This window comes from Mycolicibacterium aurum, assembly GCF_900637195.1.
GTDB classification, from domain to species: Bacteria; Actinomycetota; Actinomycetes; order Mycobacteriales; family Mycobacteriaceae; genus Mycobacterium; species Mycobacterium aurum.
On record NZ_LR134356.1, the window covers coordinates 5605484 to 5617711 of the forward strand.

14 protein-coding genes and 2 tRNA genes are annotated in these 12228 nt (G+C 66.3%); 9 read left to right on the forward strand and 7 right to left on the reverse strand.

Annotated features, from left to right (window positions below; all coding sequences use genetic code 11):
- Window positions 1–34: 34 nt before the first annotated feature.
- The 6 genes from EL337_RS26620 (at window position 35) to EL337_RS26645 (ending at window position 5330) form a co-directional block, all read left to right on the forward strand.
- Complete coding sequence (locus EL337_RS26620; RefSeq protein ID WP_048635548.1) at window positions 35–586, forward strand: cupin domain-containing protein; 552 nt, start codon at window positions 35–37, stop codon at window positions 584–586.
- 125 nt (window positions 587–711) lie between these two features.
- Window positions 712–1350, forward strand: coding sequence for a WXG100 family type VII secretion target (locus EL337_RS26625; RefSeq protein ID WP_053086880.1), 639 nt, complete (start codon window positions 712–714; stop codon window positions 1348–1350).
- The gene (locus tag EL337_RS26630) at window positions 1347–1637 is read left to right on the forward strand and encodes a WXG100 family type VII secretion target (protein WP_083443312.1); all 291 of its coding nucleotides are present in this window, start codon (window positions 1347–1349) and stop codon (window positions 1635–1637) included. Before EL337_RS26625 ends, EL337_RS26630 begins: the two co-directional genes overlap by 4 nt.
- A gap of 18 nt (window positions 1638–1655) precedes the next feature.
- Complete coding sequence (locus tag EL337_RS26635; RefSeq protein WP_126316700.1) at window positions 1656–4259, forward strand: glycohydrolase toxin TNT-related protein; 2604 nt, start codon at window positions 1656–1658, stop codon at window positions 4257–4259.
- Between the two features lie 485 nt (window positions 4260–4744).
- Window positions 4745–4939, forward strand: a complete 195-nt coding sequence (locus EL337_RS28840) for a hypothetical protein (RefSeq protein WP_083443042.1) — start codon at window positions 4745–4747, stop codon at window positions 4937–4939.
- Complete coding sequence (locus EL337_RS26645; protein WP_232786771.1) at window positions 4929–5330, forward strand: hypothetical protein; 402 nt, start codon at window positions 4929–4931, stop codon at window positions 5328–5330. Before EL337_RS28840 ends, EL337_RS26645 begins: the two co-directional genes overlap by 11 nt.
- Before the next feature lie 185 nt (window positions 5331–5515).
- On the opposite strand, the gene EL337_RS26650 is transcribed toward EL337_RS26645, so the two are convergent.
- From EL337_RS26650 to EL337_RS26680, 7 genes are all read right to left on the reverse strand, one after another.
- The gene (locus tag EL337_RS26650) at window positions 5516–6436 is read right to left on the reverse strand and encodes a tetratricopeptide repeat protein (protein WP_126316702.1); all 921 of its coding nucleotides are present in this window, start codon (window positions 6434–6436) and stop codon (window positions 5516–5518) included.
- Between the two features lie 124 nt (window positions 6437–6560).
- Window positions 6561–6977, reverse strand: a complete 417-nt coding sequence (locus EL337_RS26655) for an MmcQ/YjbR family DNA-binding protein (protein ID WP_048631891.1) — start codon at window positions 6975–6977, stop codon at window positions 6561–6563.
- On the reverse strand, window positions 6970–7476 hold the full coding sequence (locus EL337_RS26660; RefSeq protein ID WP_048631892.1) for a metallophosphoesterase family protein: 507 nt from the start codon (window positions 7474–7476) through the stop codon (window positions 6970–6972). The genes EL337_RS26655 and EL337_RS26660 overlap by 8 nt, the downstream gene beginning before the upstream one ends.
- A 14-nt stretch (window positions 7477–7490) precedes the next feature.
- Window positions 7491–8069: a mycothiol transferase gene (locus EL337_RS26665; RefSeq protein WP_048632124.1), complete on the reverse strand. Its 579-nt coding sequence runs from the start codon at window positions 8067–8069 to the stop codon at window positions 7491–7493.
- 28 nt (window positions 8070–8097) lie between these two features.
- Window positions 8098–9837, reverse strand: a complete 1740-nt coding sequence (gene ctaD / locus EL337_RS26670; RefSeq protein WP_126316704.1) for an aa3-type cytochrome oxidase subunit I — start codon at window positions 9835–9837, stop codon at window positions 8098–8100.
- A 73-nt stretch (window positions 9838–9910) separates the two neighbouring features.
- Window positions 9911–9983: transfer RNA gene (locus tag EL337_RS26675), tRNA-Arg, on the reverse strand.
- Between the two features lie 23 nt (window positions 9984–10006).
- Window positions 10007–10098, reverse strand: a tRNA-Ser gene (locus EL337_RS26680).
- 83 nt (window positions 10099–10181) lie between these two features.
- On the opposite strand from EL337_RS26680, the gene hisC reads away from it, so the two are divergent.
- Genes hisC through EL337_RS26695 form a run of 3 tightly spaced genes read left to right on the forward strand, consistent with a single transcriptional unit; the run spans window position 10182 to window position 12208 of the window.
- The gene (hisC, locus tag EL337_RS26685; RefSeq protein WP_048630655.1) at window positions 10182–11249 is read left to right on the forward strand and encodes a histidinol-phosphate transaminase; all 1068 of its coding nucleotides are present in this window, start codon (window positions 10182–10184) and stop codon (window positions 11247–11249) included.
- Window positions 11246–11728, forward strand: coding sequence for a DUF4334 domain-containing protein (locus EL337_RS26690; RefSeq protein WP_048630656.1), 483 nt, complete (start codon window positions 11246–11248; stop codon window positions 11726–11728). Before hisC ends, EL337_RS26690 begins: the two co-directional genes overlap by 4 nt.
- Window positions 11729–11746: 18 nt before the next feature.
- Window positions 11747–12208: a hypothetical protein gene (locus tag EL337_RS26695; RefSeq protein ID WP_048630657.1), complete on the forward strand. Its 462-nt coding sequence runs from the start codon at window positions 11747–11749 to the stop codon at window positions 12206–12208.
- Window positions 12209–12228 lie beyond the last annotated feature (20 nt).

Below are 12228 nucleotides of genomic sequence, written 5' to 3' on the forward strand. Positions count from 1 at the left end.
ACGAAGCGGCACTCCGCGGTGCTTGACTGACGTAATGGATACCCGCCGAGTCGTCACCGGACACGATGAGTCCGGCAAGTCCGTTTTCGTCAGCGACGAGGTTGTCGCGCCCCGCAAGCCGGTGCTGCTGCCCGGTTCCGAGTTCACCATGCTGTGGGGCGGCGACGAGACACCGCACTTTCCCGACGACGGGTCGATGCCCAACTGGCACACCTACTTTCCGCCGGTCGGTGGTTTCCGTTTCTCGATGTTCACGTTGCCGCCCGGCACCGCAACGGCCAGGACGGACGACCTCAGCACAGAACAGGCGATCGCCGACGGCGAGGAGAAGCTGCCCGGCCTGCTCGGCTATATGGAGCTCGACGACCCCGGCATGCACACCACCGACACCATCGATTTCGAGGTGGTGCTGGAGGGCACCGTGATCCTCGAGCTCGACGACGGTGCGGAGGTGACGCTGCGCCCGGGTGACACCGTCGTGCAGAACGGCACCCGGCACCGCTGGCGCAACCCGGGTGACGTTCCGGCCCGGCTCGCACTGTTCGTGTGCGGCGCCGAGCACGACAAGGTCACTCGCCCCGGCTGAGCCACTGCTGTGCGCGGCGCTTCGACGCGCGCGACCGCCGGGCGTACACGTGCCCACCCCAGACCCTCGCGGCGGGGCGAAATTGGCGCACGGACCCCCTCCGGACGGCCCATAGGCTGCTTGCCGTGGACGGTTCGGTCGAGGTCGTGGTGTCGGAATTGCACGCGGGAGCCGAGCGGCTGCGCGACGCCGGACAGCGGCTGCAGGACGGGCTGTCCAGCGTGGACCTGGAGACTCGGCAGCTGCTCGGTTCGGGTTGGAAAGGTGACGCGGCGTCGGCGTACCTGCCCGCGTGGGACCAGTGGCACACCGGAGCCGGCCAGGTCGTGCGAGGCCTGCAGACCATGGCGGACCTGCTGAACCTCGCGGGCAAGGAGTACGCCAAGACCGACCAGCAGTCCGGCGACGCGCTCAACGCGACGATGCAGACCGGCGGCGGTGGCGGGAACCCGGGTTTGGCGGCGTCGCCGGCGGTTTCGGCCTCGGGTGGTGCGGCTACGCCGACCCCCGAGTCGCTCACGGGGTTGGCCCAGATGATGGACCTCGAACGGCTGGGATCGGTCGCGGAGTCCGCGCAATCGGCTCCGCAGCAGCTGGGCGGCGTCCTGCAGCAAGGCGCCCAGCTGGCCGGTGGATTCGTCGAGCAGGCGTCGTCGATGGTCGAGGGGGCCGCAGCCGGCGGGGACACTCATGGCGGGGTGGTGCCGAACCCCGAACCGCAGTCCGAAGTCGATCGCGATGCGAAGCACAAGGATGAGCCATGAGCGGCCTGGTGGTCGACTTCGATGCGCTGCGCGCCGCGATCACGCACATGGAGGAGTTCGGTCGCGAGGTCACCGAATGCCTCGACGACATCTCGTACGCGATGACGACGCTGCGTGGCTCGTGGGAGGGCGCCGCGTCGGATGCGCAGACGCAGGCCCAGAAGCAGTGGGAGACCGGCGCCGAGCAGATGAAGGAAGCGCTCACCGCCCTGCAGAAGGTCGCCGACACCGCGCACAAGAACTACACCGACGCCGTCGCCAAGAACGGTCAGATGTGGCAGGCATGACCATCGGGGGATCACACAGTGCGGATCGAGGTTGACCCGGAGGCGCTGATCGCCGCGGGTCAGCAGACCGGTGCAATCGGCGCACAGTTGGCTCGGCTGTCGGATGCGCTGGGCGCGGCGCTCGGCGGCGGCATCTCCTCCGGCATGGATCCGGCGGGGATGAACTTCGGCCTGAAGTACGGCCGCCAGGCCGGCGAGTTCACCTCAGCGGTCGCCGACGCGGCCAACGCCTTCGCGTCGGTGGGAATGCTGTTGCAGGCCACCGGCTACAACTACCGCAACGCCGATGCCGCCGCGACGATCGGCGGTCCGGGCCCCTCGGGCGGCCTCGGTGCCGAGCCCGGCAAAACCTTGCCCGCGCACGTGCCCGCCGGCCCCAACGGCGTCACCGTCCCGCCGCCGGACAAGTGGTATCTCATCCAACCGTTCCTGCAGGTGCTGCCGGGGATCGGCTTCTTCTCCGGGGCTGCGATGACCTGGCCGTCGGGCAACGCCGCGATCATGGGCGTGACCGCGGCGCAGTGGCGCAACTTTGCCACCGGGTTCGCGCTGATCGAGCCGCAGATGAGCGGGATCAACAGCGTCGTCGGCGCCCAGCAGATCCCCGAGGGCGCGGCGATGACGACCGCGCTGGAAAGCCTGGGCACCGCGATCTCGTCGCTGGCCGAGGTGTCCAACTCTGTCGCACAGTCGATTACGGACTTCGCCTCGGGCGTGCAGGCGACCCAGGACGCGATCCGGCGGATACTCGACCGGCTGTCGATCGACGGCCTGTGGGACACCGTCAAGGGAGTCTTCACCGGTGAGGCCGACGACATCCTGCGCGAAGTCGCCCACGACGTCAGCGCGGTGCTGGACAACTTCCAGCAGCAGGTCAAGGGCATCGTCGGCTTGCTCGACGAACTCACCGGCGTGATCGCAGACGCGGCGACCGCCTTCCAGAAGTGGATCCGCCCGATCCTGGTGCAGAACTTCGGCGAGGGTGTGGGCAACCGACTTGCCGACGCGGTGACGTTGTACACCGACATTCAGGTGGGCGCGGTGACCGGGTTGATCGGCACCGTGTCCGGGGTCGTGGCGATGGCCGACCCCGATACCTGGAAGGGCATGGCCGAGATGGCACTGTCGGTGGCCAAGGACCCGTCGACGCTGCCCGGGGTGCTGGCCACCATGGGCAAGGAGTTCGTCGCCTGGGACAAATGGTCCGGCGATCAACCCGGCCGAGCCGCGGGCGAGGCGGCGTTCAACATCGGCTCGCTGTTCGTGCCCGGCGGTGCGCTGTCGAAGACGGGCAGCGTCGCCAAGGGCTTGAACCTCAGCAGGCACGTGCTCGACGAGGGACGGCTGCCCAAGCTCGGCGAGCTGGGTAGCTGGACCCGCGGGGCGCCCAATGCCATTGAGCCACCGCATGTTCCGGAGTTCCATCCCGGCGGCGGTGTGCCGCCCCTGCGGCCCGAGGGAATTCCCGGCGGCGCAGGCCCCGGTGCACCGGGGACGGGTGCGGCACCGAGCGGGTCGGCGCCGTCCGGTGGCTCACCGTCGGGCAACGGGCCGTCGGGCAACGGCCCGTCGGGAGGGGGCCCGCGTCCTGGTGAGCCGTCAGCGCCGGCCGCTCGGCCGTCAGGTGCCGGCGCGGAGGGCGATGCCGGGCCACGCGCGCCGCTCGACGCGGGACGAGGCGCCTCGCCGGGTCCGGCGGCGACGCCGGCGCACGGGCCCGCAGATCCGCCAGTCACACCTGGCGGCAGTGCGCCGGGAGAGGACGATCATTCGCAGTACTCGTCCATGTCGGGAGTCAGCGAACAAGATGCGTCACGCTCAGCCGGTGATTCCCCCTCATCGGACGACAATCCGTCGCTGTTGGAGCAGGGGCCTTCACAACACTCGAACGACACCGATAGCTCCGCAACGCGTGGCCCAAATGACCACCAACACATCAATGGGGACTCGGAGAGCGACACTGATCAGTACCACCCCGCAACGCATCCAGAGAACCATCCGGGTGCTCCGGACCATTACCACCCTGATGGAACATCGGTCGCCACTGACCACCTGGCACATCCACAGGCCGATCTGTTAGACGCGGGGTTGATCGACGACGCGGCGAACAGTCCGACTCGCATCAGCGACGCATTGTCCCCCGGCCTACCAAGCTCAGACCCAGAGGTGCAACGGTTGATACCCGACTCGTACGACCCCCACGGCGGCCAGTCCGCTGAGGATTGGAATCGCGAATACTGGCCTACCGGGGAAACCGATATGCACGGGAATCCTGTGCTTGTCTGGCCGGACCCCCAAGATCATCCCCAGGGATTCCTCACTCCCGAGTCGCGTGAAGCAGTCGTCCTCGAACCGGGCGATACGTTCGACCGATTCGGCCCAGGCTTCGGAAGGTTCGGCTCCCCGGTCGACACCGACTTCGCACGCCGCGGCCTACCACCGCTGAGCCTCGACGCCGGTTACCACCGCTACGAGGTAGTCCGGCCAATACCTATCTGGCAAGGCCCCATTGCGCCGGCGATGGCCCAGTCAGGAGGAGGCATTCAGTACTATTTTCCGCATGCGATCGTTGACTTGCTCAACGCCGGCTATCTGAGGGAGATCCACTTTGAACGTGAATGAGCTCGGGCGAACTCTAGAAAAGATCGGCATATCAAAGCAGGTTCTAGCGCTAGGTGGCAGGGCCGAATATTCGTGGTGCGTCGAACCCAGTCCCGATGGAATGTGGGAAGTGTATTGGTACGAACGCGGAAACAAGGAGGGCTTGGTTCGATTGGCGACTGAATCCGACGCTTGCTTCCAACTGTTGGGGCGACTTGCATACAGCCAGCTGTTGGCAGGAGCCATCGTCACCGCAGCCAGAGATTGAAACTCGAATCAACAACAATGATCCAAAATTCTTGCAGCGCACTGCAGTTCCGTCCGCTACGCGCACTAGCTGGACTGACCTGAGAGGTTTGGTACCGCCAGTCGACACGCGGCCCTTCGCTATGGCGGCATGTACTACGACACCGGAGAAGCGGCATGGGGCATTGCGGCCCGGGTTGTATGAAAGCCGAGAAGGGCAACTCGGCCGGGAGGTAAACGAGCGGTTTCTCATTCGACACATGGAAACCCGAGTTTCGCGCATCGAGTACGTCCTGCCGCCGGGATTTCATAGTGGCGAGCAACTCGCAACCGTTCGGCGACTCTCGTTCTCCGTCATGGAGATCAATTCTCTGAAGGAAAATGCGTGGGCGTTCGGCTACGTGCAGCGTGACAATACGTGGATACGTGTGCATACGGAGGGCGATGAAGGCTGAAGAACTGGCGGACTTTCTCGGTTCAGACATGTTTGCCCGAGGTCTTGAACTCGACGAAATCCGAGACCCCTGGTCTCACGGCGATCGACCTGCGTGGGCCATTATCTATCGTCGGCAGGATTGCAAAGTCCAAGTGTGTTGGTCAGCACGAGACGGCGGAATCGACTTCATGCTGGCACCGCCGGACGCGGCTAACACCTTCGGTCTGTCGGACCGCACCGGCACGTGGCAGTTCATGCATCTCCTCTCCCGAGCGAGGGACAACCTGGTCACTCCTGCTGCGAGTGCAAACGACAACGAGTTGATGGCTTGGCTGCGTGAGCTCTTCCGTATTCATTTCGCATCGGCAAGCGAGGCGGTGAATTCGATCCGCCCGCACGAGAGTGAATAACAAAAATGGTGATGGCTTTTGCACGCTGACCGATCATGCACATCACGTCATCGCAGTCGCCAGAGTCGGCTCAACCGGCGTACCCGAACTCGTGACACTCTCACCTCGTGTCAGCTTCGGTGGCCGACATCATCGCGTCCTACGAGGACCCCAAGGGTCGTCCCTTGTTCGCGGTGTGACGTCAGCTACGAGCCCGTCACAAACCCCAGCACCGTCAAGCCGAACACCCCGAACAACAGCAGCGTCCCTGCGACGTCCGACACCGGGTTCGCGCCCACCGCCGCCGTCACCACGCCCAGCAATACTGCCAGCGCCACGAACGCCAGTCGCAGACCCAGCAGAAAGCGTTGCCGCACAACAGTGCTGAGCACCGCGCCGGGCACGGACCGCACCGCCCACACCAGCGGCACCACCAGCGCCAACCCCAGCACACCGGCGGCGATCCTCGGCAGCACCGTCGGCATTCCATCGTCGTGCGCGGCCATCACCACGATCAACGCCACCGCCAGGAACACCACCGACGCCGTCGCCATCCGCAGCACCCGTACCAGCGCCAGCCCGACATTGTCAATCACCAACGGGCGCAACGCCGGATTCGCGCGATCGGCCGTCAGTAACCCCCGCACCGCCTGGGTGAGCGTCCCCCACCTCAGGCGGCTCACCGCGAGATTGTGGTGTGCTACTGCGTGATCGGGCGCAACTCGCAGCGCCTCAAGATACTGCTGTTCAGCGGCTTTCGCACCCCATACCGTGCGGACGATGTCACCGCGCAAGACCAGAGCGTCCGGGTTGGTGGGCTCCAGCCGCAGCGCGTCGTCGACGGCCGCCAACGCCTGCTGATCCTGCCGCGACTCGTGCAGCAGGCTGGCATACGTGTACAGCGCGAGCGGCGACCGCGGGTGCTCGCTGACCAGACGCCACGCCATCGACAGTGCGTCAGCGAGACGCCCCTGCCCGTGCAACGCGAGCGCATACAGCCGCATCGCATGCTCATGGGACGGCTCGACGGTCAACACGGACCATGCCGCCGACGCCGCCGCCCCGTAGTCTTTGGCGCCGAGGCTCGCCTGGGCGGAGGCCGTCATCGTCGTAACGTCGGACATCACCGGAGAATTTTATCGGCGCGCGCAGGGGGTGCCTCGCACCTCTTGTCGGGCCGCACCCCCGGCGCGGCCCGCACCCGGCACGTGAACGTCACTCGTTCGGCATCATCTGCGCTACCGACGCAGGCTAGGTCCTGTGTTCGGCGAGCCACCGATCGGCCCGCCGTGTGGAGGCGCGTGACAGCCAGGCGTCCTGGATGAGCTCGCGCAGTTCGATGACACCGATTTCCCCAAGTCGACTGGCGCGCACCAGAACCGACGGATGGCCGGTGAAGTGGTCGGTGGTGAAAAACGGCGAGTTCGGATCCTGGGTGAGTGCGCGTTTGTCGTCCTCGGAGTCCACCCAGATGACGATGACGTCGGCGTACCGCTCTCCGGTGTCGGGGTCGAACGCATCGGGACGCGGCGTGCGGAAGAACACGAAAGATTTGTTGCCCACCTGGTAGATCGAATTGCCCGCCTTGGGGCCCACCAGTCGCGTCACGTGCGGCATCGACGAGGCGATCGTGTGGACGTCGTCGACGGTGGCGGGACGGTCACGCATCACGCCGCCCGAGCTTGTGCAGTTCGACGTCGACGAGAACGCCGTCGTCCGCCGTCGCGGTCATGTAGGTGCAGTGCGGCTGGCGGCGACGGTCGGTCGGTGATCCCGGATTCAGCAGCCGCAGGCCACTTTTCGACGTCGCATCCCACGGGATGTGACTGTGGCCGAACACCAGTACATCGGTGTCGGGGTAGAGCTTCGCCATCCGCTCGTCGCGGCCGGCCGCGCCGCCCGTCTCGTGCACGACGGTGAAGCGCAGCCCGCCCAATACGACGTCGGCCCGTTCGGGCAGTCGCGCGCGCAGTTCGGGGCCGTCGTTGTTGCCCCAGCAGGCAACCAGTCGCTTCGACCGTTCCTCGAGTGCGTCGAGCAGGTCCGGTTCGACCCAGTCGCCGGCGTGGATCACGACGTCCGCACCGTCCACCTCCTCCCACACCTGTGCGGGAAGGTCTTTGGCCCGCTTCGGCACGTGCGTATCGGCGATCAGCAGTAGGCGCACGTTTCGAATTCCGGTCATAGCTCCGGCTTACCCGGTGAGACCGGCGTCCACCCCGGCGGCGGATCTTCGCCCACGCGGCCGTCGACGGCCTCCCGGAGCAGGTCAGCGTGGCCGGTGTGCCTGCCGTACTCCTCGATCAGATCGCACAGCAGCCGGCGCAGGCTGGCGTGGTTGCCCTCCTCGTCGTGAACGGCGGCAAGCTGATCGAGCCCGCCGCGCTCCAGCGCCGCCGAGACGCGCGCACGGGATCGTGCGACGGCGTCATACCAGTAGGCGTAAAGCTGGTCGGGGCTGTCTGCTGCGGCCGAGGTGAACTCCCAGTCGTCGGTACCGTCGTGCAGCGTCACCCACGGCTCGCCGACGGGCTCACCGGCGAGCTTGTCCGTGAACATGACGTCCTCAGCGAAGGCCAGGTGCTTGAGCAGCCCGCCGAGGGTGAGCGCCGACGGTCCGATCCGGATGGACAGGCCCGCGGCATCGAGGGCATCGGCCTTCCACAGAAACGTGGTCCGCAGGCGGTCGAGCGCCCCGAGGAGGTGCTCGGCTTCGGTGCCCGCCAGAGGCGGTTCCCAGGGGGTGAGGTTGCCGGCCATGCGGTCGAACATAACCGCACCCAGCACGTCAGCTGCGCACGTTCTCCGAGTCGAGTCGCGTCACGTCCCCGTCCTCGGGACCGTGGGCACGCCCCACGTGCGCCTCGGCCCGTATCCGGTCGACCATGTGCGGGTAGTGCAGCTCGAACGCCGGACGCTCCGAACGGATCCGGGGCAGCTCGGTGAAGTTGTGCCGAGGCGGCGGGCAGCTGGTGGCCCACTCCAGTGAGTTGCCGTACCCCCACGGATCGTCAACGGTCACGACCTCGCCGTAGCGCCAGCTCTTGAACACGTTCCACACGAACGGCAACATCGACGCTCCGAGGATGAACGCCCCGATCGTGGAGATGACGTTGAGCGTGGTGAACCCGTCGGTCGGGAGATAATCCGCGTAGCGCCGGGGCATTCCGGCGTTGCCCAGCCAGTGCTGCACCAGGAAGGTGGTGTGGAAGCCGATGAACGTCAGCCAGAAGTGCAGCTTGCCCAACCGCTCGTCGAGGAGGCGGCCCGTCATCTTCGGGAACCAGAAGTAGATGCCCGCGTAGGTGGCGAACACGATGGTGCCGAACAGCACGTAGTGGAAGTGCGCGATGACGAAGTAGCTGTCGGTGACGTGGAAGTCCAGCGGCGGGCTGGCCAGCAGCACACCGGACAGGCCACCGAGCAGGAACGTCGCGATGAACCCGACCGAGAACAGCATGGGTGTCTCGAACGTCAACTGGCCCTTCCACATCGTGCCGATCCAGTTGAAGAACTTGATGCCCGTCGGGACGGCGATCAGGAACGTCATGAAGCTGAAGAACGGGAGCAGCACCGCCCCTGTCGCATACATGTGGTGCGCCCACACCGCGACCGACAGCGCGGCGATGCCCAGCGTCGCGTAGATCAGCGTGGTGTAGCCGAAGATCGGCTTGCGGCTGAACACCGGGAAGATCTCACTGACGATGCCGAAGAACGGCAGCGCGATCACGTACACCTCGGGGTGACCGAAGTACCAGAACAGGTGCTGCCACAGCATCACACCGCCGTTGGCCGGGTCGTAGACGTGCGCGCCCAGATGTCGGTCGGCGGCCAGCCCGAACAGCGCCGCCGTGAGGATCGGGAAGATGACCAGCACCAGGATCGAGGTCACCAGGATGTTCCAGGTGAAGATCGGCATCCGGAACATCGTCATTCCCGGGGCGCGCATGCAGACCACCGTGGTCACCATGTTCACCGCGCCCAGGATGGTGCCCAGACCGCCCACGCCGAGACCGAAGATCCACAGATCACCACCGACCCCGGGTGAGTGGATGGCGTCGGTCAGCGGCGAGTAGGCCGTCCAGCCGAAGTCCGCGGCGCCGCCGGGGGTGATGAAGCCGCCGAGCGCGATCAGCGCGCCGAACAGGAACAGCCAGAACGACAGCGCGTTGAGCCGCGGGAATGCCACGTCCGGCGCACCGATCTGCAGCGGCAGCACCAGGTTGGCGAAGCCGAACACGATGGGGGTGGCGTAGAACAGCAGCATCGCCGTGCCGTGCATGGTGAACAGCTGGTTGTACTGCTCGTTGGACAGGAACTGCAGCCCCGGCAACGTCAACTCGGTGCGGATGAACAGCGCCATCAGGCCGCCCACCATGAAGAAGACGAAGCAGGCGACGCAGTACATGACGCCGATCAGCTTGTGATCGGTGGTCGTGATCAGCTTGTAGATCAGATTGCCCTTGGGGCCCAGACGAGGCGGAAAAGGCCTCACCGGCTCCAGGGTCGATGTTTCGACGGTGGCCACGTACGCAGTCAATGTGACCGCCGGCACTGCGGAATAGGGCCGAAAGTCGACATTGCGGCCGTCGATACGAGAGTGCGCCCGAAGGGATTCGAACCCCTAACCTTCTGATCCGTAGTCAGATGCTCTATCCGTTGAGCTACGGGCGCTTGTGTGGAGCTATTCAGTTATATGGCGGAGGCGAGAGGATTTGAACCTCCGGTCCGCTTTAAGGCGGACAACTCATTAGCAGTGAGTCCCATTCGGCCGCTCTGGCACGCCTCCCGACGTTTACCGCCGCTGGATGAGACTACACAGGCCCCACCACGGGAAGCAAAGCAGATCCACCCGGGCCCTAAACTGTTCGGGTGTCCGCCCGTCTACGCCCCGAACTCGCCGATCTGCCCGCCTACACGCCGGGCAAGACGGTGCCCGGCGCCATCAAGATCGCCAGCAACGAGACCGTGCACGGACCGCTGCCCAGCGTGCGGGCCGCGATCGAAAAGGCGACCGACGGCATCAACCGCTACCCGGACAACGGCTACGTGGAGCTCAAGGAGCAGTTGGCCAAGCACGTCAACTTCGCCCCGGAGAACATCTCGGTCGGGTGCGGCTCGGTCAGCCTCTGCCAGCAGCTCATTCAGATCACCTCGACCGTGGGCGACGAAGTGCTGTACGGCTGGCGCAGTTTCGAGATCTACCCGCTGCAGGTCCGCACCGCCGGCGCGACACCGGTGCAGGTACCGCTGAGCGACCACACCTTCGACCTGGACGCGATGCTGGCCGCGATCACCGAGCGCACCCGGCTGATCTTCGTGTGCAACCCGAACAATCCGACCAGCACCGTCGTCGACCCCGACGCACTGGCCCGGTTCGTCGAGGCGGTGCCGCCGCACATCATGGTGGTGCTCGACGAGGCCTACATCGAGTACATCCGCGACGACCTGGTACCCGACAGCTTCGGCCTGGTCCGCGCCCACAGCAATGTCGTTGTGCTGCGTACTTTTTCGAAGGCGTACGGGCTGGCCGGCCTCCGCATCGGCTACGCCGTGGCCGATCCGGAGATCATCACCGCGCTGAGCAAGGTCTACGTCCCGTTCACCGCGACCAGCGTGTCGCAGGCCGCCGCGGTCGCGTGCCTGGACGCTGCCGACGAGCTGCTGGAGCGCACCGACGCCGTCGTCGCCGAACGTCGCCGGGTCAGCGCGGCGCTGCGCGACGCCGGCTACGACCTGCCGCCCTCGCAGGCCAACTTCGTCTGGCTGCCGCTGGTCGGCCGGGCCCAGCAGTTCGCCGCCGATGCCGCCAACAGCCGCATCATCGTCCGCCCCTACGGTGAGGACGGGGTCCGCGTGACCGTCTCCGCACCCGAGGAGAACGACGCCTTCCTCGACTTCGCCCGACGCTGGATCACCGAACAGGAGACGCAACGATGACGTCAGTACGAACCGCCCGCCAGACGTTCTCCGAGCTCACCGCCCGGACCGACCGGCTTTCCGACGCCGAGCTCGACGCGTTCTGGGCGACGCTGGCCCCCGCCACCATCGACTTCATGATCGGCGAGTGGAAGGGCGGCGAGTTCGACACCGGCCACAAGGCCAACGGCTTCATGAAGCGGCTCAACTGGTTTGGCAAGACGTTCCACTCGGCCTCCGATGCCAAACCCCTGGTCTGCCTCGATGCCGACGGCAACAAGTTCTCCAACACCGAGGCGATGAACGGCGAGGCCAGCCTGTGGGTGGAGGAGTTCCGCGGCGAGGCGGTCGCCTCGATGGTGTACGACGGCAAGCCGGTGCACGACCACTTCAAGGTCGTTGACGACGACGCCGTGATCGGCATCATGAACGGCAAAGGTGCGCTGGACACCACCTCGGGCACCCCCCGTCACCTGTACTTCTACCTGGAACGGGTCTAGCCGCATATCGTGGCCAGGATGAGGACGCGCGTACGGTTCACAGCCGCGACGATGGTCGGTCTGGCGGCCGTGCTCGGCGCGACCACGGCGTGCGGGCGCACGACCGAGGGCGTGGTGGCACAAACCACCGAACCGGGCCCGCCGATCTCGTCGGACGATCCCAGCACCGACGGGCCGGGGGGAATCCCGGGCCTGCCCGGTCTGCCCGACATCCAGATTCCGAACCTGCCGCTGCCCACCCGCAACACCGACGTCCCCGAGGTGCCCGCACCCGCGAACGCGGTGGAGATGACGTGCGGCGAGTACAGCGACCTCGACGAGGCCACCCGGGTGGCGGTCGTGCGCGAGGTCCTGGCCCAGGAGGGCAACCCGCTCGGGCCCGACGGCGAGTTCATCGGGCAGATCCTCGCCGACGCGGCGTGCCAGTTCCTGCCCGACGCGACGGTCAGCGAAGTCCTGATGGGCGGCTCGCCACCGTGATCTCACCGAGGGCTAGCCTC

Bases quoted from the DNA above. Each gene is read 5' to 3' on its own strand.
- EL337_RS26620 (WP_048635548.1), top strand. From the start codon at position 35: ATGGATACCCGCCGAGTCGTCACCGGACACGATGAGTCCGGCAAGTCC.
- EL337_RS26645 (WP_232786771.1), top strand. From the start codon at position 4,929: ATGAAGGCTGAAGAACTGGCGGACTTTCTCGGTTCAGACATGTTTGCC.
- EL337_RS26630 (WP_083443312.1), top strand. From the start codon at position 1,347: ATGAGCGGCCTGGTGGTCGACTTCGATGCGCTGCGCGCCGCGATCACG.
- EL337_RS26695 (WP_048630657.1), top strand. From the start codon at position 11,747: ATGAGGACGCGCGTACGGTTCACAGCCGCGACGATGGTCGGTCTGGCG.
- EL337_RS28840 (WP_083443042.1), top strand. From the start codon at position 4,745: ATGGAAACCCGAGTTTCGCGCATCGAGTACGTCCTGCCGCCGGGATTT.
- EL337_RS26665 (WP_048632124.1), bottom strand. From the start codon at position 8,069: ATGGCCGGCAACCTCACCCCCTGGGAACCGCCTCTGGCGGGCACCGAA.
- EL337_RS26690 (WP_048630656.1), top strand. From the start codon at position 11,246: ATGACGTCAGTACGAACCGCCCGCCAGACGTTCTCCGAGCTCACCGCC.
- EL337_RS26655 (WP_048631891.1), bottom strand. From the start codon at position 6,977: ATGCGTGACCGTCCCGCCACCGTCGACGACGTCCACACGATCGCCTCG.